Source organism: Hymenobacter elongatus, from assembly GCF_004745955.1.
Lineage (GTDB): Bacteria > Bacteroidota > Bacteroidia > Cytophagales > Hymenobacteraceae > Hymenobacter > Hymenobacter elongatus.
Window position 1 is genome coordinate 14,031 of sequence record NZ_SRLD01000007.1, and the last position, 20,804, is coordinate 34,834.

The 20,804-nt window shown below is 57.3% G+C and carries 17 protein-coding genes and 1 other RNA gene; 11 read left to right on the plus strand and 7 right to left on the minus strand.

Annotated elements, in window-relative coordinates; all coding sequences use genetic code 11:
- Nucleotides 1-21 precede the first annotated feature (21 nt).
- Both E5J99_RS05110 and E5J99_RS05115 read left to right on the plus strand, forming a co-directional pair.
- Nucleotides 22-1,635, plus strand: a complete 1,614-nt coding sequence (locus E5J99_RS05110) for a RagB/SusD family nutrient uptake outer membrane protein (RefSeq protein ID WP_135496648.1) — start codon at nt 22-24, stop codon at nt 1,633-1,635.
- Nucleotides 1,636-1,729: 94 nt separating this feature from the next.
- Entirely contained in the window at nt 1,730-2,500 is a 771-nt protein-coding gene (locus E5J99_RS05115) for a SusE domain-containing protein (protein ID WP_135496649.1), read from the plus strand.
- 514 nt (nt 2,501-3,014) lie between these two features.
- Here the strand turns inward: E5J99_RS05115 and E5J99_RS05120 are convergent.
- Complete coding sequence (locus E5J99_RS05120; RefSeq protein WP_135496650.1) at nt 3,015-4,241, minus strand: T9SS type A sorting domain-containing protein; 1,227 nt, start codon at nt 4,239-4,241, stop codon at nt 3,015-3,017.
- Nucleotides 4,242-4,664: 423 nt separating this feature from the next.
- Here E5J99_RS05120 and E5J99_RS05125 point away from each other — a divergent pair, with 423 nt between their 5' ends.
- Nucleotides 4,665-5,510 carry an N-acetylglucosamine kinase gene (locus E5J99_RS05125; RefSeq protein WP_135496651.1) on the plus strand — a complete coding sequence of 282 codons (846 nt, stop codon included), beginning with the start codon at nt 4,665-4,667 and terminating at the stop codon, nt 5,508-5,510.
- An 80-nt stretch (nt 5,511-5,590) separates the two neighbouring features.
- Here E5J99_RS05125 and E5J99_RS05130 read toward each other — a convergent pair whose 3' ends face one another.
- Nucleotides 5,591-8,416 carry a DUF4961 domain-containing protein gene (locus E5J99_RS05130; RefSeq protein WP_135496652.1) on the minus strand — a complete coding sequence of 942 codons (2,826 nt, stop codon included), beginning with the start codon at nt 8,414-8,416 and terminating at the stop codon, nt 5,591-5,593.
- A 197-nt stretch (nt 8,417-8,613) separates the two neighbouring features.
- Here E5J99_RS05130 and E5J99_RS05135 point away from each other — a divergent pair, with 197 nt between their 5' ends.
- From E5J99_RS05135 to E5J99_RS05170, 8 genes are all read left to right on the plus strand, one after another.
- Nucleotides 8,614-9,606, plus strand: a complete 993-nt coding sequence (locus tag E5J99_RS05135; RefSeq protein WP_135496653.1) for a DUF2279 domain-containing protein — start codon at nt 8,614-8,616, stop codon at nt 9,604-9,606.
- 133 nt (nt 9,607-9,739) lie between these two features.
- Nucleotides 9,740-10,852 (plus strand): Smr/MutS family protein, encoded by a 1,113-nt coding sequence (locus tag E5J99_RS05140; protein WP_135496654.1) that lies wholly within the window; start codon nt 9,740-9,742, stop codon nt 10,850-10,852.
- 111 nt (nt 10,853-10,963) lie between these two features.
- On the plus strand, nt 10,964-11,848 hold the full coding sequence (locus tag E5J99_RS05145) for an alpha/beta hydrolase (RefSeq protein WP_135496655.1): 885 nt from the start codon (nt 10,964-10,966) through the stop codon (nt 11,846-11,848).
- A gap of 159 nt (nt 11,849-12,007) precedes the next feature.
- Complete coding sequence (locus tag E5J99_RS05150; protein WP_135496656.1) at nt 12,008-13,876, plus strand: M1 family metallopeptidase; 1,869 nt, start codon at nt 12,008-12,010, stop codon at nt 13,874-13,876.
- A gap of 35 nt (nt 13,877-13,911) precedes the next feature.
- The gene (locus E5J99_RS05155; RefSeq protein ID WP_135496657.1) at nt 13,912-14,325 is read left to right on the plus strand and encodes a hypothetical protein; all 414 of its coding nucleotides are present in this window, start codon (nt 13,912-13,914) and stop codon (nt 14,323-14,325) included.
- A 330-nt stretch (nt 14,326-14,655) separates the two neighbouring features.
- On the plus strand, nt 14,656-15,330 hold the full coding sequence (locus tag E5J99_RS05160) for a response regulator transcription factor (RefSeq protein ID WP_167851999.1): 675 nt from the start codon (nt 14,656-14,658) through the stop codon (nt 15,328-15,330).
- Nucleotides 15,331-15,439: 109 nt separating this feature from the next.
- Nucleotides 15,440-15,840: RNase P RNA component class A (gene rnpB, locus E5J99_RS05165), an RNA gene on the plus strand.
- 494 nt (nt 15,841-16,334) lie between these two features.
- Complete coding sequence (locus E5J99_RS05170) at nt 16,335-17,492, plus strand: sigma-54-dependent transcriptional regulator (protein WP_135496659.1); 1,158 nt, start codon at nt 16,335-16,337, stop codon at nt 17,490-17,492.
- Between the two features lie 249 nt (nt 17,493-17,741).
- Here the strand turns inward: E5J99_RS05170 and E5J99_RS05175 are convergent, their stop codons facing one another.
- From E5J99_RS05175 to E5J99_RS05195, 5 genes are all read right to left on the minus strand, one after another.
- Nucleotides 17,742-18,131, minus strand: coding sequence for a thiol-disulfide oxidoreductase DCC family protein (locus E5J99_RS05175; protein ID WP_135496660.1), 390 nt, complete (start codon nt 18,129-18,131; stop codon nt 17,742-17,744).
- A gap of 105 nt (nt 18,132-18,236) precedes the next feature.
- Nucleotides 18,237-18,764 carry a hypothetical protein gene (locus E5J99_RS05180; protein ID WP_135496661.1) on the minus strand — a complete coding sequence of 176 codons (528 nt, stop codon included), beginning with the start codon at nt 18,762-18,764 and terminating at the stop codon, nt 18,237-18,239.
- Nucleotides 18,761-19,033 carry a hypothetical protein gene (locus E5J99_RS05185; protein ID WP_135496662.1) on the minus strand — a complete coding sequence of 91 codons (273 nt, stop codon included), beginning with the start codon at nt 19,031-19,033 and terminating at the stop codon, nt 18,761-18,763. Before E5J99_RS05185 ends, E5J99_RS05180 begins: the two co-directional genes overlap by 4 nt.
- Before the next feature lie 11 nt (nt 19,034-19,044).
- Nucleotides 19,045-20,025, minus strand: coding sequence for an HTTM domain-containing protein (locus E5J99_RS05190; protein WP_135496663.1), 981 nt, complete (start codon nt 20,023-20,025; stop codon nt 19,045-19,047).
- Nucleotides 20,006-20,680: a DUF5819 family protein gene (locus E5J99_RS05195; protein WP_135496664.1), complete on the minus strand. Its 675-nt coding sequence runs from the start codon at nt 20,678-20,680 to the stop codon at nt 20,006-20,008. Before E5J99_RS05195 ends, E5J99_RS05190 begins: the two co-directional genes overlap by 20 nt.
- Between the last annotated feature and the right edge of the window lie 124 nt (nt 20,681-20,804).

The following is a 20,804-nucleotide window of genomic DNA, read 5'->3' on the forward strand; positions in this document are numbered from 1 at the left end:
GTACGTATGTACCAGCAAAAAATGAAAAAGTCGTTTGTAAGAGGCTTTGCTACCGTATCGGTGGCCGCTTCTCTACTCGCCGTTGCGACGTCCTGCGTAGGAGACCTCGACCGTGAGCCGTTCAATGAAGTTACCTCGGAGGTAGTCTATTCCGACCCGGCCAACTACAAGCCCATTCTGGCCAAGCTCTACGCGGGCCTGGCCCTGAGCGGCCAGACCGGCCCGTCCGGTAAGCCCGACTTGTCGGGGGTCGATGAAGGCTTCTCGAACTACGTGCGCCAGTACTGGTCGATTCAGGAGCTGCCCACCGACGAGGCGGTTATCGCCTGGGGCGACGACGGCCTCCAGGATTACCACCGCATGAACTGGACGTCGAACAACCCCTTCATCCGGGCCATGTACAACCGCATTTCCTACCAGATTGCGGCGTGCAACGAATACATCCGGGAGACGAAGGACGACAAGCTGAGCGGCCGTAACATCACGGGCACCAACCTGGAGAACATCAAGAAGTACCGGGCTGAAGCTCGCTTCCTGCGGGCGCTGAGCTACTTCCACTCCCTGGATTTGTTCGGTAACCCTCCTTTCGCCGACGAAAACGACCAGGTTGGCTCATTCCAGCCCCGCCAGATTTCGCGCGCCGAGCTGTTCTCGTACGTCGAGTCGGAGCTGAAAGCCATTGAAACGGAGCTGGTAGGTGCCAAGCAAAACGAATACGCCCGGGTTGACCAGGCAGCCGCCTGGACGCTTTTGGCTAAGCTGTATCTGAACGCGGAAGTGTACACGGGTACTGCCCGCAACACAGAGGCTATTACCTACTGCAAAAAGGTAATCGGCGCGGGCTACAGCCTGCAAAATACTCCTACGGCCAAGTTTTCGGCCTACGGTCGCAACTTCCTGGCCGACAACCACACGTCGCCCGAAGTTATCTTCCCGGTAACCTTCGACGGTAATTTCACCAAAGGCTACGGCGGCACCACCTTCATCATTCACGCCAGCGTGGGTGATAGTATTTCGGCGGCTGCCTATGGTATCGATGGCGGCTGGGGCGGCACCCGTACCACGAAGGCCTTGTTCAACCTCTTCCCCGACACGGCCGCTGACCGACGCGGACGTTTCCAGACGAAGGGCCAAAAGCTGGAGATTGACAATCTGACGGAGTACAAGTACGGCTATGCCGTGTTCAAATTCAGAAACATCGGATCGGATGGCAAAGTCGGCAAAAACATCACCTTCCCGGACACGGACTTCCCGATGTTCCGCCTGGCTGATGTGTACCTGATGTACGCCGAGGCCGTTCTGCGTGGTGGCACTGGTGGCGACCTGGGCCAGGCCCTCACCTACGTAAACCAGCTGCGGACCCGCGCCTTCAGCGGCACCAACGCTGGCAACATCACCGCCTCGCAGCTCAACCTGAATTTCATTCTGGACGAGCGCGCTCGTGAACTGCATTGGGAAGGCCACCGTCGGATGGACCTTATTCGTTTCAAAAAGTTCACTACTGCTGCCTATCTGTGGCCGTGGAAAGGTGGGCTGAAAGAAGGCCGGTCGGTTTCGGATAATCTGAATCTGTTCCCCATTCCGTCGACGGACTTGGTGGCCAACCCGAACCTGAAGCAGAACCCTGGCTATTAATCTCACTGGCGGAGGCAGCTACTCCGATGACGGCTCTGCTGTGACCACGCCGAGTAGCTGCCCCGCTTATTTACCCACCCACAAAAAAATTCCCATGAAAAACTGGTTTACCCGCACCGTCGGGATTTGTGCAGCCGTGATGCTCATGTCTTCGTGCGAGAAGGATGAGGTAAAAGTTACGGCCGAGCCCAGCGCTGCGCCTGCTCTGACCACGTCGGTTACGGCAGTTGATCTGAAAAAGGACAACGCAGACAAGGTTGCCGTTACGTATTCCTGGACGCCTATCAGCCTGACGTTCAGCGAGGGAGGATTTCCAGTGCCTGCTACCTACACGCTGCAGTTTGCAAAAAAAGGGACCGACTTCGCTAAAATGAAGGAAGTAGACGTCAGCAACGTCGTGCAGAAGTCATTCACCATTGGTGAAGTCAACACACTCTTCAATGATCTGGAGTTGCCAGTAGGCCAGGCTTCGCAGCTTGACGTACGCCTGAAGTCTTCTTACTCCCCCAACGTAGCGCCTTACACAAGTGGCACTATGTCGCTCGCCGGTACTCCGTACGAATCGCGCGACCTGCCGACGCTGGTATGGGGCCTAATCGGCCCAGCCGGTGTTAGCTGGAATGATGACGTGGTGATGCAGTACAACTTCGATAAGAAGATCTGGACGCTGACCAAAGATCTGAAAGCTGACGAGTTCAAGTTCCGCGCCAATAAGGCCTGGGGCGTGAATTTGGGTGCTGACGGAGCCGGTGGTACGCTAAAGCAGGATGGCGACAACCTGAAGATAACAGAGGCGGGCAACTACACGCTCACGCTGGACTACAACGCCAAGCCGAAGCCGCTTTACACGATCAAAAAGAACTAGTCTGTCCTGCAAAAGGCAAACTGCTTCGTAAAAGGAGACGCTGAAATTCAGCGGCTCCTTTTCTTTTATAACTATCAGCGAAGCCAGATGCCACAGCGCTACCCATTACCGGAGCAAGCCAAGCTGTGTGGACAGTAGGTAGAAAGAACCTCATGTCGAGCAGCGCGAGACATGACGTCCGAAGAAAGCGGAGCACCCAAAAAGCGCTATTCTGATTACCAGTGCCCGCGAGATGCTTCGACCAGCGGACGCCAGATGAAGCATGACGTTCTATTTGATTTCAGCGACTTCCTAGACATACTATTATCGCTAAGGCAATCTGCTTACCATGGCACGCGGGATGATTCGACACTTCTCATCAGGGCTGCCAGTCAACAGTGGGCCAGATGCTATACGAGCAGTATTACGCGGACACTACCGCCCCGGCAACAGAACGGGCTTAGCTGTGGCGCACAAACCAAACAAAAAAAGGCCGCTCCCGATGGGAGCGGCCTTTTTTGTGGCGTTGGAAAGGCTATTGAAGCACAACCTTACGCGTGTCAACTTTGTCGCCTACCTGCACCCGCACCAAGTAGGTGCCAGCAGCCAGGTTGGCGGTGCTTACCGTCGTGGATTGCATACCAGCAGCGCGCTGGCTGTTTTCCAGCACCCGCACCTGACGACCAACTAGGTCAGTCAGGACGATGTTGACGTTATCAGCGCGGCTGCCTACGTTGTAAGAAACAGTAGCGACACCTTTAGCGGGGTTAGGATAGACACCCATAGCTACGGCCGCGGCATCAGCCGATTTGGACGACAGCACCGTTACACCCGTTGAGGCACCGATGGTGAGGGTAGCCGACTGCGTGCCGGGAATGAGGCGGAAATCGGGGTTGGTGCCCAGGTTGGGCGCGTTGGTGAACGAAGCGGGCAGTGGACCCGAGTTCTGCGGGATGAAGTCGCTCGATACGAAGCCACCATCTTGGTTGTTGTGCAGGGCAAGGATGCGCACCGCGCCACCAGCAGCGGGCAAACCGATAGAAGCGCGGCTCACGGAAATTTCCAGGCCAAAGGCAGGCACAGCACCCGCACCGTTGACACCAAAGCCAGGGTTGCTGTTCAGGTTGACAGCCGTACGGTACGACACCCGAGCGCCATTGAACACAGCCAGGTTGCCGGTCTGGCCAGCAATTGTGGCAGCTACTGCGCCGGTAGCGGGCAGGCCGGTAGTGCCGCTGATGACGGCGGCGGCGGCGGAAGGGGTTGTGCCACCGGTGTAGACGATACCATCAACCTGAACCTGAGCGGCTACGTCGTTGCCTTTGATGCCAATGCCTATGTCGCCGGGCTGGTCGAGGAAGGGAGCGAAGTTTTGGAAGGCAGTATTGACAGCAGGTGCGGTAGCAGCAGCGGGCTTGGGCAGGGCCGTTCCTACGGGCACGCCAGCTACACCCGGACGGGCGATAAGCAACTGCAGGGCATTTGAAATCTTGGAGGGCGGCGTACCATCGTTTTGCAGCGTGCCGACCAGGAAGAAGTACAGATTGGTAGCATCAGCGGCAGCGTACAGGGCAATCAGGCCGGCGTCGTTGGTGGCCGATGGGGCGAAGCCACGCGGGCCTGTATCGCGGCCAACCAGCGTGTAGCCAGTCGTGCTTACCTCGGTGGTCGTCAGTTGACCGTCAATCGTAATCTGGGCTTGGGCTTCGAAAGCGCCGGCGGAAAGCAGCCCTAAGGTTGCGAGCGTAAAGATTTTCTTCATGGGTGTTGATGAGAATGTGGGAGAGGTGACTAAAAAATGCAGTTGGGCTACCCTGATCGGCTAGAAGCGCCAGGTTTGGGAAGTAAATATACTGCGCAAATTATAAAATAAAACTGTCGTGAGTTATTACTTACTATTTGTAGCTCAGCGGGGACAATTTCCTTCTTTACAGGCTTTAAATGCACTATTTTAGTTTGTAAAGCGGCTCTCACCAAGTGGGTAAGTCCGCCGATCCGCTACAAAGTCTGGCAGCTGTTATACTTCGTTTCGGCGAACCTGCTAGCTTCGCAATCCAATAGCTGGGCTTGGGGCAGACCACTCGCCAAAATAGACCTGGCTGGCCCGAAACCGTGGTTAAGGGCGCCAAGCAGCTCTGCCTGGTAGTTTCCAGCTTCTCACTTCACTACCTTAACTCCGTACCGTATGATTCTCATTGCCGACGGCGGCTCGACCAAAAGCAGCTGGTGCCAGCTCGACGAAACCAGCAACCGGGTATACTTCAACACTGAAGGCTACAACCCCGACTTCATGAACACGGCCGCCATTGCCGTCTCGCTCGACAAAAACCTGCCGGAAACGCTGGTGCGCGATGAAGTACGCGAGGTGCATTACTACGGCGCGGGCGTGTCGTCGGCGAAAAAAGCGGACGTAATTGCCCAGGCGATGCGGCAGATTTTCCCCCAGGCCAATGTGACCGTCGACCACGACCTACTGGCGTCGGCGCGGGCACTGCTGGGGCGCAAGCCGGGTTTTGCCGCCATTCTGGGTACAGGCACCAACTCTTGCCTGTATGACGGCGAGAAAATAACCTACAACGTTGACTCTCTGGGCTACTTCCTGGGCGACGAAGGCAGCGGCTCCTTCATCGGTAAGCGCCTGATGCGCGACTACCTGCGCGGCCTGCTCCCCGACGGCTTGCAGGATATCTTCCTGGCAGAATTTAACCTCACCCGTGAGGATATTTTTGACCGCCTCTACAACCAGCCGCTGCCCAACCGCTTCCTGGCCAGCTTCGGCAAGTTTGCCTACGACCACAACAACATCAGCTACTGCCGCGAAATCGTGCTGCAGGGTTTTGAGACGTTCTTCCAGAACATCGTGCTGCACTACCCCAACTACCAGGACTACACGTTCAACTGCGTGGGCTCGGTGGCTTACAACTTCCGCGACGCCCTGGCCCAGGTGGCCCGCAACCACAATATGGAAGTCGGCAAGATTATCCGCTCCCCCATCGACGACCTGGTGAGCTACCACGAAGAGACGCTGTAGCTCTTTGCGCACCTACAAGAAAAAGGCCGGCTCCCACTGTGGGAGCCGGCCTTTTTCATACATCTCTTGAGAAGCTGCGACTAGTGCTGCACTACCAGACGGGTGGTCTGGGTCAGCGCGCCGGTGCTCAGGCGAATGAGGTAAACACCATTGGCCAGATCCTGCACGGGGAGCTGCACCTGGTAGCTGCCAGCGGGCTGCTTAGTGCCCGACTTCACGGTGCGCACCGTGGCTCCGAGCAGGTTTTGCACGGTTACCGTTACGGTAGCCGGAGCAGTCAGCTCGTAGCGGAGCTGGGCGCTGCTGCTGGTTGGGTTGGGCGCGGCCGTGAGGCGTAGGGCATCTGTGGCACGGGCCTTAGTGCTCAGCACCGTAGCTTTCTTAATGAGCCGCGAGGTGTAGACAGCGTATTGGCCGGGCTGCAGCGTGAGAGGAGCCGTGGCGCTGGTTACCGTGATACTGTCGCCGGTGAGGTAGTTGTACCACTTGCCGGCGCGCTGGAACTCCGGATTGATGGGCTGCTCCGTCACGTCGAAGTTGCCGACTACCGTCACGCTCAGGTTGGCGTCGGTGAGGTGAATGGACTTGGTAGCACCGCTCAGCTGTTGCGTATACGTGCCGGTTTTGAAAGCCGACTGAGTTTTCTTCAGGGCAATCAGCTCGCGGTATACATTATAGAGCTTGCGGCGGTTGGCGTTCTGATAGTACTCCCAACGAATCGGCTTGTTGCCTACGCGGCCATTTTCGTCGATGCTGACATCGTAGCCTACTTCGCCAAACTGCCAGATCATCTTGGGGCCGGGCACGGTGAAGAAGAAAGCCGCTGCTGCTTCGTTGCGGGCCAGAGCTATGTTCAGGTTGCGCACGTCGTGGGCTGGGTTGGCTTGGTTGCCATAGGTGATGTTTTTGAACATCAGACGCTCCTCATCGTGGCTTTCCATGTAGGTAATCAAGTTCGGGTTGAGCCAGTTACGGGCGCCGAAGTAGCCACCGCTGAAATCGGAGGTGCTCACGTAGCCCATGGTGGCTTCGTTGTAGCCGTGGCTCATATTGCCCCACAGCATCATGCCGTAGTCGGCCAGCACTTTCTCCTCGGAGTTGTCGGCGAAGTGCTCCAGAATGCAATACACGTTCGGATCCACGCCCTTCATGAAGTCGTAATAGTCTTTCCAGATATCGATGCGCGACTGGTCGTAGCGGCCCCAGGCTCCTACGTCGTTGGCATTGTTGCGCTGGGTAAAGCCTTTCGACAAGTCGAAGCGGTAGCCGTCGACTTTGTACTCCTGCAGCCAGAACTCCATTACGCGCTTCGAGAAGTACTTGGTGAAAGCACTTTCATGGTTGAAATCGTAGCCCACATTGAAGGGGTGCGTGGCATCGGGGTTAAACCACGGGCTGTTGGCGGCGGGCTTATCACCCTGAAAGTACATCTGCACCATCGGCGACTGGCCGAAGGAGTGGTTCAGTACCATATCCAGCACCACAGCCATGCCGCGGCGGTGGCATTCGTCGATGAGGCGCTTCAGTTCGGCTTTGGTGCCGTAGTATTTGTCGGGCGCGAAGTAGAACGACGGGTTGTAGCCCCAGCTCTCATTGCCTTCAAACTCGTTGACGGGCATCAGCTCCACGGTATTAATGCCCAGCCGCTGCAGGTAGTTCAGCGTATCGCGCAGGGTCTGGTAGTCGTGGCGGGCCAGGAAGTCGCGCAGGTGCAGCTCATACACCACCATATCGGTGCGAGCCGGGCGGTTGAACGTCGTCGTCTGCCACTGGTAGGGCGTCTGGTTGGTTTGCAGTACCGACACGATACCCGTCGTCGAGCCCGTCGGATACACCTTCAGGTTCGGGTACGTCACGCTGGGAATGAACCGGTCGTTGTTGGGGTCGAGCACTTTTTCCGAGTACGGATCAGCGACGCGCAACGTGCCGTCTACCAGGTACTGGTAAGCATACTCCTGACCAGCGGTGAGGCCGTTGATCTGAATCCACCAGTTGTTGCCGTTGGGCGTCTTGTTCAGGTAGCCCGCGTTCTGGACCTGCCAGTTGTTGAACTCGCCCAGCACGTACACGAACTCCTTGCCGGGAGCCGTCAGGTTCAGAATAACCGAGGTGCCGCCGTTGAGGTACGTAATACCGTCTTTGGCCCCAGCGGGCAGCGCGGCCACGTTCACCGTGGGCCGGATCATAAATACAATAGAGTCGGCAACCGTGGTGGTGCCGCTGGTAGCGGTGAGGCGAATCACGTTGCGGCCCGGCTGGGTAGCCGTTACCGAGCCGGTCAGCGTGGTTGTGTTGGCTTGCTGCGTTACCAGCGTCTTGTTCAGATACAGGGCCAGCGTGGAAGCTGCCGAAGAAGTGCCGCTCACGCTGATCTGGGCGTTGGCATTCACGAACAGCGGATTGCCGTTGGTAGACGCTACCGGGGCCGTGATGCGCACCGACAGGCCGGAGCCCTGGTTTACATCCACGAAAATGTCGGCACCACCCGTACCACGACCCACCAGAGAGCCGTCGCCATTCTTGAAAATCATGGCCAGCTTCAGGATCTGGTCGGCAGCGGGCACACCGTAGAACGTGCGGGGCACGAAGGTGATGCTATACAGGTTCGGATTGGTGGTGCTGCGCGTGAGCTGCGCGGCTGGATCAGGTTGGTTAAACGACGGGCTTTTGACATACTTCCAGTCGGAAGGCGACATGCTTTTGTCGGTAATCACGCCGCTCCAGATATAGACCGGGCCAGTGAAGCCAGCCAGGGCACTGTTGCCTTGCGCGGCATCGAAGGTGAGCGTCACTTGGTCGGTGTCGCGGAAGAAGGTCGGCTGCGCCGTTACCACCTGGGCCTGAGCCGCTGTGATACCGCCGGTCAGGAGCAGAATAAGCCCCAGTAATAGTCGAAGTATTTTCATTGAAGACGAGGGAATTGATGGAAAATGGAGTGCCGTGAAAGACGAAAATATTACGCAAGATAAACACGATACCGCCTCGGTCAAAGCGCTTTAAAATTATACTTCCGTCCCTCTTCGGAGAAGGCCAAAAAAGTCCGGGCGCGGCTTTTGTTCGTAGCTTTGACGTCCTGTTTCTTCTTATCGGCCCGCTTTCCCGCATGACGTTTTCTTTCCGTCTGTTATCTACTGCCGCCCAGCGGGCCTTGCTTGGGCTCGGCTTGGTGCTGAGCGCGGAGAACATAGCCCGGGCCCAAAGCACGCCGCCCACCACCACAGACACCACGCAAGCCGCCGTTTCCTTTCCGCCAGCTTCCCTCCCGCTCACTGCTCCCCCCGACTCGGCCCGGCCGACCCACCGCCTGCCGGTGCTGGCCGGCGGCTTGGCCGTGACCTACACCGGACTCCTGTATTTGCTCGACCAGGGCTGGTACACCGGGGAGCGGAGCAAGCTGCATTGGTTCAACGATGCGCGGGAGTGGAAGCAGATGGACAAGGTTGGACACTTCTGGGGCGCTTTTCACGAAAGCCGCGGCGCCGTGGATATGCTGCGGTGGGCTGGTATTCCCGACCGCTCCGCTACTTGGTACGGCGGCTTCGTAGGCGTTTTACTGCAAAGCCCCATCGAGCTGCTCGACGGCCGCGACCCGGCCTACGGAGCCTCGGCCACCGACCTGGCCGCCAACTTCCTGGGCTCCGCCGCGCTCATCGGCCAGCAGCTCGTCTGGAACGAGGTGCGGCTTACGCCCAAGTACTCGTTTCATACTACCTCCTACGCCCGACAGCGCCCCAATGTGCTGGGCAAATCCTTGGCGGAGCAGCACCTGAAAGACTACAACGGCCAGACCTATTGGCTCTGTGCTGATGTGGCGGCCTGGCTGAAGCCCGAAAGCAAGTGGCCCCGCTGGCTGCAGCCCGCCGTGGGGTATGGGGCTCAGGAGATGGTCTTTAACGACCCCACTGCCAACGCCGCACTGGGTCTGCGCCCCTACCGTCAGTATTATCTGTCGCTGGATGTGAACCTGATGCGCATTCCGACGCGTAGTAAGCTTCTGCGGCGGGTACTGTATGTAGCCAGCATTTTTCATCTCCCCGCCCCGGCACTGGAGTACAGCTCGCGGCGCGGTTTCGTGCTGCACGGCTTCTACTACTAGACCCGGCTTGGGCGTTTTCCTTGCCGCGGACACTATGACCAGTCGGCCAGCGTAGTGGGTGCTCGGAGCGCCGCCAACCGGCGTTGCGCTACCTTTGCCGTATTCTCAATTTGCATTTACTTACCCCCACCATATGAACGTAGGAGACCGGGTCCGTTTACTTACCGGCCGCGAAGAAGGCATCATCACCCGCCTGCTCGACAACGACCTCGTGGAGGTGGCCATTGATAACGACTTCACCATTCCGGTGCTGCGCCGCGAGGTGGTGGTAGTAGCCGCCGAAGAAACCAAAGCCTTCGGCCTGAGTGCCAGCGCCGTAGCAGCCGAGAAAAAAGCAGCTTCCAATAATGCTTCCCGCGCGGCCAAAGCCGCCGGGGCCGCTGCCCCGGCTACACCCGCTACCAAGAAACCCGAAGGCCCCGAAACACCGGTAGCGCCCAAAGCCGCGCCGGTTCAGAAAGGACTGTACCTGGCCCTGACGCACCAGTCGCCGGAGCTGCTCTCGCTGCACGTCATCAACCACACCGACCGGGATGTGCTGTTTACTTACGGCGAGGAGCTGGCGGGCAAGTACCGGGCCCTGGCGGCCGAGAAGCTGAGCGCCAAATCGGTGAGCCAGCCGCTGGGCCACTGGCACCTGAAGGATTTCGACAAATGGCCGGCTTCCGTAGTGCAGCTGCTCCCCCACCTGCTGAACGACACCACGGCCTACGAGCTACTGATCAAGCGGGTGCAGTTTCGGGCCAATAGCTTCTATACCAGCCGGCAAGCCAACGTGCCGGTGTTGCAGCGCGAAGCGTACCTGTTTCAGCTGGATGAAAAGCCGGCCGCTCCCATCGTCATTGCGCCCGAAAAGCTCGCCGAAACGCTTCAGCAGCAGCTCACCGGCAACGCCCCGGCCAAACCGGCGGCTGTGGCACCGGTGCCCGAGCCCGCCAAAATCCTCGTAGCGCCCTCGCACGAGGTCGACCTGCACCTGGAAGCACTGCACCCCGAAGCCGCCACCGAGGAGCCGCCGCTTAGCAACACGGCTATTCTGAAGCTGCAGCTGGAGGCTTTCGAGGACACCTTGAGTCGGGCGCTGGCTACCAACATGCACGAAATCGTGTTTATCCACGGCTCGGGCAACGGTACGCTCCGCAAAGAGCTGCATAAGCTGTTGAGCCGCAATAAGGATATCAAGTTTTTCGAAGATGCCCAGAAGGAAAAGTTTGGCTACGGAGCCACGCTGGTGCGGCTGAAATAGGACGGCACCTACTACTGATCCACCACCACGACAAACGGCTATCATCCTGCGCTTCGCGCGGGATGATAGCCGTTTATGGATGTCACTATTGTTTAAGCCTATCACTCTGCTATGCCCGCCGTTTTTGCCCAGGCCGTCCTCGTCACTCTGCCCGACCAGCGCCAGCTGGAGCTGATCCGGTACGGGGACCCGGCGCATCCGGCGGTGTTGTTTCATCACGGGTACGCGTCCTCGGGCCTGAGCATTCCGCACCGGCACGACCTGCTGGATCAGCTGGGCCTGCAGATTCTGGCTCCCAACCGACCCGGCTCCGGGCAGTCGGATGTGCACGCGGCCATGACGCTGGAGTCGTTTGCGGCCGACGTGTTTTTTGCCGTCGATGCGCTGGGCATTACGGGCAAGCTGGGCCTGCTGGGCTGGTCGGCGGGCGGCCTGTATGCGCAGGCCCAGGCCGCCCTGTTTCCGGCGCGGGTGGCTACGCTGCACTTACTGAACACCTGCCTGCCACTGGGCGAGCCCGAAACCTACCAGGCCCTGCCGCTGCGCTGGAAAACCATTAAGTTTCTCAACGACAACGGCTCCTGGCTCAGCATGCTGATGGCCCGCCGCCTGAGCCGCCAATGGACCCGGGAGCCCGACCGGATGATTGACCGGTTTATGAACATGCTTGGCCCTGCCGAGCAGGAAGAAGCCAATAACCCCGTTTCGCGCACGCTGCTGCGCGACGCGGCCCAGCATGCGTTTACCCACCAGGGCCAGGGCGTGTATTACGATGGTCGGGCCCTGTGCCGCCCGCCCGGTTTTCAGCTGGCCGCCATTCAGGCACCCACCACGCTCTGGCACGGCACCGACGACTTCATCTGGCACCCCGCGCCTATCGAGTACCTGGCCCAGCGCCTACCGCGCGCGGAGCTGCGCATGTTGCGGGGCGAGGGCCACATGTTGTTTCTGAAGTACTGGAGCGACATTCTGGAACGGGTTCGAACGGAGCTGTAGGCTTTTTCTGCCCACTCTCGGCCCCATCTTCTTCTGTCTGTTCCCGAGCCTGGCACCCGAGACGGCACGCCGAATGACTGACAAAAACGGGCCAGTACTGCCTTTGCCACGCAGCCACGTTTCGAACCTTGTTACTTTGCGGAAATCCTCTCTTCCTGTATGCTCCCCAAACTTCCCAAGTTCTTCGCCACGCTTTGCCTGTTTCTGCTTTGCACGGTGGCCTCGGCACAGCAGTCATTACCTATTCCGCTCACCATTCAGCGCACGTATGGCCAGGGCACCCGCGCCGAAAATGGCCAGCCCGGCCCGAAATACTGGCAGAACACCGCCGATTATGATATCAAGGTCAGCTTCGACCCCAAGAGCCGCCTGGTGGCGGGCACCGTCAACATCAGCTATGTAAACAACAGCCCCGACTCGCTGCGCCAGATCCTGTTCAAGCTCTACCCTAACCTCTACCAGAAAGGAGCCGAGCGCAGCTCCACCTTCAAGCCCGAGGATATCAACGACGGGGTAAAAATTTCGACCCTGAGCATCAACGACCAGCCGCTGGACGTGAGCAGGCTGCGCATCACGGCTACCAATATGCCGGTGCCCATCAAGGGATTGGGGCCTCAGCAAACGGCCCGCGTGGCCATCACCTACTCCTACACCCTGAACAAAGGCTCGCACCAGCGGACCGGCGAAATCGAGGAAGGGGCGGCATTTGTGGCCTATTTCTTCCCGCGCATTGCCGTCTACGACGACATTGATGGCTGGAACCGATTCGCCTACAACGGCTCCCAGGAGTTCTACAACGATTTCTGCACCTTCAGAGCCTCCGTCACCGTGCCGCGCAACTTCGTGGTATGGGCTACCGGCGACCTGAAAAACGCCGATCAGGTGCTCACGAAAAAGTACGCTAAGCGCCTCGCCGACGCCGAAAAGAAGGATGCCGTGGTCAGCATCATCGACGAGGCCGACCTGAAGCGCCGGGATATTACGGCCGCCAATGCCCAGAACACCTGGCAGTTTGAGGCCCGAAATGTGACGGACTTCGTCTTTGCCACCGCCGACCATTACGTGTGGCAAGCCACCAGCCTCGTGGTCGACCCCGCCACCAAGCGCCGCACCCGCGTCGATGCCGTGTATAACACCAAGCACGCCGACTACAAGGAGGTCATTCACTTTGCCCGCAAAACGGTGGAGGCTATGAGCTACACCTTCCCCAAGTGGCCCTTCCCCTACGCCCACGAAACCATTTTCGACGGCCTCGACCAGATGGAGTACCCGATGATGGTGAACGACAACCCCACCGAAACCCGTGAGGATGCCATTACCCTCACCGACCACGAGATTTTCCACACGATGTTCCCGTTCTACATGGGCATCAACGAAACCAAGTACGCCTGGATGGACGAAGGCTGGGCCACCATCGGCGAATGGATCATCAGCAACATCATCGACCCCAAGCTGCTGGACGACTACGGTGTGGAGCCCTACGCCCGCGCCGCCGCCACCGAAAACGACCTGCCCATCACCACGCTCACCACCCAGCAAAACGGCACGCCCTTCTTCCTCAACTCCTACCCCAAGCCCGCCATGGGCTACCTCTACGTGCGCGACTTACTCGGCGACGAGCTGTTTACTAAGGCCCTGCACACCTACATCCGCAATTGGAACGGCAAGCACCCTATGCCCTACGACTTCTTCAACTCGATGAACGAGGGCGCGGGCCAAAACATGAACTGGTTCTGGCAGCGCTGGTTTTTCGACGGCGGCTACCCCGATCAGGCCATCCAGAGCGTCACGCCGCAAAGCATCACCGTGGAAGCCAAGGGCAGCAAGCCCATGCCCGTCGATTTGCTCATTACCTTCGCCGACAACTCCACCCAGAAGCTGCACCGTACCATCGCCGTGTGGCAGGACGGCAGCAAGACCGTAACGGTACCGCTGGATGGCAGCAAAGCGCTGAGGAAAGTGGTACTGGGTAGTACCTACACGCCGGATAATGATAAGGCGAATAACGTGTGGAAGGCGAAGGAATGAACTCGGTTTTTATAGCACCCGGCCTTTCCTTGATTATGGCACTGACTGCTTACGAGCCAGCAGGTACTACGTGCCTACGCACAGCTCCCCGCGACCTGAAGCACCAAGTTAAATCCGCAGCCCTGATTTTTTCCGGCCGGTTGGTGAGCCTGCGTACGACGACGGAAGAAATTCCCTCATTTGGTCCTCACAAGGTTATTACCTACGCGTTTTTGCCCGACAAAATCTGGCGAGGGGCCAGCAGAGACACTATTTACCTAAAAGCCCTGCCCCAGTATGATGATATGTCAATGATGGCTTTAGGGAAAAACTACCTCTTTTTGCTGGGCGGCTACTTGCCCTACATGACTCAGTGCGACCCTATTTCTAAAGACTTCGGCAGCTTCTCCCAAGAGTTAGACAGGCTCTTTAAAAAGAAGCGTTTCCAAAATCTTCCATCTGTGAAATAGTGCCTTTTCTCCAGTGATGGAGCACCCCACTGCGGCAAGGCACGAAAGTCCGGGCAACACGGAGCACCCTGCTTCCTAACGGGTAAACCGCAGGGGCTGAAAAACCAAATAGGCTCGTACGTCAGCTTTGCCAGCCCGATGCGGCCCGCACTCTACCTACACACTGGCCCCGAGGGCATCCCCGTCTGGGGCCGTGAAAGCCTGGGAAAGGCTCCGTACGCCCCAGATTTTCCCCATGTTCGAAAATGCGCGAGTCGCATACATTTTAAATTGTTACTATTATATTTCTATTTCCATTTTGTTTCTGCATCTCACCGCCTTTTACTTCTTATGCTCAACGATGAAGAGGAACTCATCAAACAAAAAATAGCCGAAATAGCGGCTACTGCTGACCAGTATCCGGCCGTGGTAATTATTCATCATGTGCCGACCCAAACGGTGCGCTATTTGTCTGCGTGGGGTCTGCAGCTGCTGGGCGCGACTCTCGAAGAGCTGATGGCCCTGGGCCCGAACTTCTCTCCTACCTACTTTAATGCCGTCGAGTCGGAGGAATATATGGCGCGTGTGTTTCAACTTATGTATGAAAAGGAGGCACCGGAAGTACATACTTTTTACCAGGAGGTGCGCACCACCGAACGCGTGGGCTGGAGCTATTACCTTACCTCCATGCGCCGCTTGCTGGTCAATAGCCAAGGCGCGCCGCTGCTGGTTATGGGCTTAGCTGTTCCCTTGCACCCCGACAACCATTTCGCCACGAAAGTGCAGCGCCTGATTGAAGAAAATCAATTTCTGCGGCAGCATAGCTCGCTATTTTCTACCCTTTCCAAGCGGGAGCGGTATGTGCTGCGGCTGCTGGCCCTCGGCCACAGCGCCCCCGAAATAGCCGAAGAACTGTGTATTTCGGAGCATACTGCCGCTACCCACCGCCGCAATCTGCGCCAAAAGCTGGGCGCCAGCACCACATTTGAGTTAGGATTGTATGCTCGGGCCTTCGATTTGATCTGAGGCCGGCTGCCGCTGCGGCCACGATGCCGCTGGGACTACACACCAAGTCAAATCGGTGGCAAAGGATGGCCACCACCGATTATGGCAGCAATCCTGTACCTTTGCCCCAGTGATGGGTCGCCCCACCGCGGCAAGGGAGGCAACTCCGGCGACGAGGAAAGTCCGGGCAACGCAGAGCACCCTGCTTCCTAACGGGAAGGACTGGCAAGCGTAACGTGAACCAGGACAGCCAGTGCCACAGAAAACTACCGCCTACGTCGCCTTCGGGGGGCCGGTAAGGGTGAAAAGGTGCGGTAAGAGCGCACCAGCGGCCGGGCAACCGTGTCGGCTGGGTAAACCTCAGGGGTTGAAAGACCAAATAAGCTGGTACGCGGGCCGCAAGGCCCGCACCGGGCGGCTCGTCCGGCGCCAGCGGGTAGGTTGATGGAGCCTTTCCGCGAGGACTGGCCTAGATAAATGGTGGGGCCGTGGCAACACGGACAAAACCCGGCTTACAGACTCATCACCGGCTTCAAACGGCCGCCACAGCTTCGGGTGCGGCGGCCGTTTTGGTGTGGGACGGTCCATACCCACACCGGAAACTGCTTAGCGGTGGGCACGCAGGACTTACTTCGGCAGGAAGTTGCCTGTACGTATTTGTATAGAGAAGCTATTTAGAAAGTCGCTGAAAGTCCAATGAACGTCATGCTTCGACAAGCTCAGCATGAAGTTCATTGGACTTTCTAAACAGCTTCGCAAGCTCCTTCCGTGGGAAGTCGGCCTCATGCAAATGTGTACTACCGACTTCCTGCGGAAGGAGAGCAAAACCATTTGCGGGAAGGCATTTTCGATGAAAAAGCACTCAAACTGAGGTACGGGAGCGCACTTCCCTATCGACGAACCTTGCCTTCGTTCCCGAAAAGCATCTGGACGGCCGGTGCGCTGCCCTAGCATTTTTCGCGTATGCCTACACTGCGCGGCTCACTCTTTTCGTTACATTCGCTCCCCATACCTTTTGCAACCTTATGCCCAGAATCCTGATAATTGACGACGAAAAGGCTATTCGGAACACTCTGAAAGAGATTCTGGAATACGAGAGCTACACCGTCGACCAGGCCGAGGACGGCCCCACCGGCCTCGACATGCTCATCAAGACCAAGTACGACGTAGTGCTCTGCGACATCAAGATGCCCAAAATGGACGGCATCGAGGTGCTGGAGCGCGCCCAGATTGCGGCACCCGACGCGGCCTTTATTATGGTATCGGCCCACGGCAACATCGATACGGCCGTGGATGCCACCAAGAAAGGCGCGTTCGACTTCATTCAGAAGCCCCCGGATCTGAACCGTTTGCTCGTAACGGTGCGCAACGCCCTGGACCGCACCAAGCTGGTAACCGAAACCAAAACACTCAAAAAGAAGATTGCCAAAAGCTCCGAAATGGTGGGTGCCTCGCCCGAGCTGGAAGCCGTGCGCAAGCAGATTGCCAAAGTAGCTCCCACCGATGCCCGGGTGCTCATTACGGGCCCCAACGGCGCGGGCAAGGAAATGGTGGCCCGCCAGCTGCACGAGCTCAGCAACCGCGCCGGCGGCCCCATGATTGAGGTTAACTGTGCCGCTATTCCCTCCGAGCTGATCGAGTCGGAGCTGTTCGGGCACGAGAAAGGCTCGTTCACGTCGGCCGTGAAGCAGCGCATCGGCAAGTTTGAGCAGGCCGACGGCGGCACGCTGTTTCTGGACGAAATCGGCGACATGAGCCTTTCGGCCCAGGCCAAGGTGTTGCGGGCGCTGCAGGAAAGCAAAATCACGCGTGTGGGTGGCGAGAAGGAAATTTCGGTGAACGTGCGCGTCATTGCCGCCACCAACAAGGACCTGCAGCAGGAAATAGCCGAGCGCAACTTCCGCGAAGACCTCTACCACCGCCTCTCCGTTATCCTGATCAAAGTGCCGGCCCTCAACGACCGTCGCGATGATATTTCCGACCTCGTGCAGCGCTTCCTGCAGGATATTGCCCGCGACTACGGCGACAAGCCCAAAATCATGGACGCCAAAGCCCTGGACTACCTCAAAGCCCTCGACTGGCGTGGCAACATCCGGGAGTTGCGCAACGTGGTCGAGCGTCTCATCATCATGAGCGACGACACGATTACGGAAGCCGACGCCAAGGCATTTGCGGGGAAGTAAGTTCTCGTTATGGCGAGACGTTAGCCGAAGCAAGGACCACCGCCAGCGGTACAGCAGAAAGCCCTTTCCCATTGCTACGGGAAAGGGCTTTCTGCTGTACCGCGAAGTTTTCCTTCGCGACTCGCTGTGCCGTACCAAACGACTATCGTTCAACGCTTCGCGAAGTGGAACTTCGCGGTACATAGCCGTCAGCGCATTTCAGGGGGCCGGGTTAGCTGTGCTGTGAGTAAGGACCGCATTACGCCGGAGTTATTTTATGAATTTCTTCGCCAGCTCGGGCGTCATGAGCCAGCACTCGTTGGTGTGCCCAAACATGCGGTACCGATTAGTAGCAACGAGGGTGTAAGCAGCATCCCGCAGCACCCGCGGCAGCACCGCGGTGAGCCTCGCCAGCTTCCAGGGATATCCCAGAGCCCAGCAGATGCGCAGGACGGCATCAGACTTGGTCCAGGCGTGGTGGTCGTCTACCAGCACGATGCTGGACAGCGCGGCGGCATCTAACCCATGCTCGCGCAGCAGCCGCTGGCCGGTATCTGACTGCAAGGTGGCAAACGTGAAACGGTTGGCCGCGTCGTGGTTGATGACGAACTGAATGAACCCGTTGCAGAGGTTACAAACCCCGTCGAAGAGGATAATCATAGTCGAATTAATAAGAGCCGGGATAAAAATTCAGGGCGGTTCAGGAGTTCAGCCACTTGGCTTCCACCCGCGACCGAAGCGGCCGCAAATGGAAGCCAAGCCGGGCTACTGAAGCTCCAGAACGGGCTTTTTAGTGGTATACTTTGCTACGGCTACGGCCAGGGAGTTAGCAATCAGAATGAAGAGGGCAATGGTTACGCCGTTCTGCATCAGGAAGGGTAGCGCCGCAAAGGCTTTGATGGTCGATTCCTTCATGGCGCTGCTGCTCTGGTCGAAGGTGCCAAGCGCCTCCGCATAGCTGCTCGACAGCGTGTTGTCGGCTACGTAGAAGAAGGCGGCATCGATGGCTATCATAAACACCGTGACCAGGAAGGAGGTGCCCAGGAGCAGCTGCCACCATTTGGCCGGTACGATGTCGCGGGTGCGGCAATCCTTCAGGTATTTGGAGAGGCAGATGCTGATCAGCGTCAGCGAAATAGTGAAGGTGATGAGCCCGGGCAGAACCGCCAGCCAGATTACCTCGGCCTGATCGAAGCCATCGGAGCTCCAGCTGTAGGCCAGCGTGTAGATAGTAAGCAGGCAGGCTATGGCGCTAAGGAGCGAGAACTCCAGAATAGGACGATAGTTTTTCATTTTTTACCAGATAAAGTCTGTTGGATAAATTCTAAAATCTCCTTGCGGATGAGCACCATGTAGAGGTGCGGCAGCAACAGGACCATGCTACTGTATTCGGGCCGCACGTGCAGGAGCCGGCATAGTACTTCACTCAGCAGGTAGGGCACCATAACGTGCGTAACCAGACTGGTGAGGTAAATCAGGACCAGGCTTCCGCCGGTGAGGGCTTTAGACCGCAGTGGCGGGCGGCTGAATCTGGTGCGAACCAGATAGAACAGCAGCGCCATAGCGATATGAATTACGAGTGCCATGCGGTGATGCGCTCTTGAACGGCAGAGGGCAGCGGCAGCAGCGTGGCGGCCTTCACGAATAGCTCACGCGTCCGGTCCAGCAGCATGCGGTATTCGCCGTTGGTGATGAATACGAAGTACGTGCCGAGCATGATCCAGGAGAAGTTATCGATGCGCATGAACAGCCAGATGCCCACGTGCAGCAGGACGCCGCAGAGCAGCACATAATACTTGGTTTTGCGGAACCACACCAGGAAGGCAAACGCCTGCTCCCAGAAGAGGGTGAAGTAGGTAGAAAGCACCACAAAGAAGTAGTTGGCCGTGAGCGGCACGTTCCATTCGGTGGCCCGGAACTCCTCCACCCGCATGGTGTAGTAGGTGGCCGTTCCATTGAGCCAGAGCTTGCCCTGGGCTTTTTCCATGCCGGTGAAGAAGTATACGTAGCACACCTGAATCAGGAGTCCGTAGGCGGCCAGCGTGGCTACTGGCTGGTACCACGTGGCCCACCTGCTCGGCGTAGTGCCGGCCTTGCGGTCCGAATACCGGAAGTGCTCGTAGGAGTCGGCCAGCAGCAGAAACGGCATGGTCACCTGAATCACGTTGTCGGAACCATCCAGAATAAGCTCATTGCGCGCCTTGAGAATAAGGATCAGCAGGTACAGGATCAGGCCCACCCCGCGCCCACCGATGGCCAGAATAAACAGGGCGGAGAAAATCGTCATGATCAGCAGGTAGGCCTGCGGGGCAAAAGGAGCCTGAAACGGGAAGATGAGCCAGTGCATCAAGCTGCTGTTCATGTCCTTTAGGTAGAGGCCATAGTCGTAGATGGCGTTTTGGCCAAACAGCGCATCGGCCATGGGGAAGTAGAAGATGCAGTTTTTTAGCACCAACACCCCTAAAATAACCCGGAAGATGGAGAGCCCCAGGGTACGCGCTTGGCTCAACGGGCTGCCTTGCAGATCGGCTGAGTTAGAGAATTCTGTATTCATGAGTCCGGATTTGAGAATATTTGTAGTTGTTTAGATCAAAGTGGTCGAGGTCTCTTTTCGAGAAGCGGGGAAACTTGGATTCAATAACCCGGTATATCACAAAGGATGAATCGGGCGAAATCTTGTTTGCACCCATGTAATTATTGTGGGCAAATCGGGAGTAGCTCAGAATAGCTTTGTGTCCCGCCGATATCTCAATGGCTTGTCTGACAATCCTGGCTGATTTCAGGCTGTCTTTTGCCGTAAATTCCTTACTAACGTATTCATAAGCCTTTGAGCGGTTTTCCAATAAGTTCATAACTGAACCGCTGAAGGTTTTCAATATCCTTTGCGAAGGCGACCAGAAATTATTCCGCCGTTCGTCAATTAGCGGCTTGCAGATATCCAGCCACTGCGAAGATGCTGCTTTGCCATTTTTATAATCTTGAAATTGAATCATGATAGACAAATTGCTATTAACAGGGTTAGGAGCAAAAAGCTTCCATGATTGACCGAAGTACGGGTATACATACCCCCTAATTTGATCAGCATATTGATGCTTGATCGGGTTATCAGGCATTAAGTGGAGCCCGATGATTGCAAAGTGCACTGCTAGTCCAGCAATCAACACGAGCCGAAATAACTTGAGCCCTAAGTTTTTAGTATTATTGTCCATATCTATTTCGAGTTCAAGGTGATTAAACTATCAGAACGTGTGCATGTTTATGCGGAATAAAAGCCGCCAGCGTGGTAAGAAAAGAAACGGCTATCATGACAACAGCCATTTCTTTTCTTACGCT

Coding starts and splice junctions, on each gene's coding strand:
- E5J99_RS05110 (WP_135496648.1), top strand. CDS start 22: ATGAAAAAGTCGTTTGTAAGAGGCTTTGCTACCGTATCGGTGGCCGCT.
- E5J99_RS05115 (WP_135496649.1), top strand. CDS start 1,730: ATGAAAAACTGGTTTACCCGCACCGTCGGGATTTGTGCAGCCGTGATG.
- E5J99_RS05120 (WP_135496650.1), bottom strand. CDS start 4,241: ATGAAGAAAATCTTTACGCTCGCAACCTTAGGGCTGCTTTCCGCCGGC.
- E5J99_RS05125 (WP_135496651.1), top strand. CDS start 4,665: ATGATTCTCATTGCCGACGGCGGCTCGACCAAAAGCAGCTGGTGCCAG.
- E5J99_RS05130 (WP_135496652.1), bottom strand. CDS start 8,416: ATGAAAATACTTCGACTATTACTGGGGCTTATTCTGCTCCTGACCGGC.
- E5J99_RS05135 (WP_135496653.1), top strand. CDS start 8,614: ATGACGTTTTCTTTCCGTCTGTTATCTACTGCCGCCCAGCGGGCCTTG.
- E5J99_RS05140 (WP_135496654.1), top strand. CDS start 9,740: ATGAACGTAGGAGACCGGGTCCGTTTACTTACCGGCCGCGAAGAAGGC.
- E5J99_RS05145 (WP_135496655.1), top strand. CDS start 10,964: ATGCCCGCCGTTTTTGCCCAGGCCGTCCTCGTCACTCTGCCCGACCAG.
- E5J99_RS05150 (WP_135496656.1), top strand. CDS start 12,008: ATGCTCCCCAAACTTCCCAAGTTCTTCGCCACGCTTTGCCTGTTTCTG.
- E5J99_RS05155 (WP_135496657.1), top strand. CDS start 13,912: ATGGCACTGACTGCTTACGAGCCAGCAGGTACTACGTGCCTACGCACA.
- E5J99_RS05160 (WP_167851999.1), top strand. CDS start 14,656: ATGCTCAACGATGAAGAGGAACTCATCAAACAAAAAATAGCCGAAATA.
- E5J99_RS05170 (WP_135496659.1), top strand. CDS start 16,335: ATGCCCAGAATCCTGATAATTGACGACGAAAAGGCTATTCGGAACACT.
- E5J99_RS05175 (WP_135496660.1), bottom strand. CDS start 18,131: ATGATTATCCTCTTCGACGGGGTTTGTAACCTCTGCAACGGGTTCATT.
- E5J99_RS05180 (WP_135496661.1), bottom strand. CDS start 18,764: ATGAAAAACTATCGTCCTATTCTGGAGTTCTCGCTCCTTAGCGCCATA.
- E5J99_RS05185 (WP_135496662.1), bottom strand. CDS start 19,033: ATGGCGCTGCTGTTCTATCTGGTTCGCACCAGATTCAGCCGCCCGCCA.
- E5J99_RS05190 (WP_135496663.1), bottom strand. CDS start 20,025: ATGAATACAGAATTCTCTAACTCAGCCGATCTGCAAGGCAGCCCGTTG.
- E5J99_RS05195 (WP_135496664.1), bottom strand. CDS start 20,680: ATGGACAATAATACTAAAAACTTAGGGCTCAAGTTATTTCGGCTCGTG.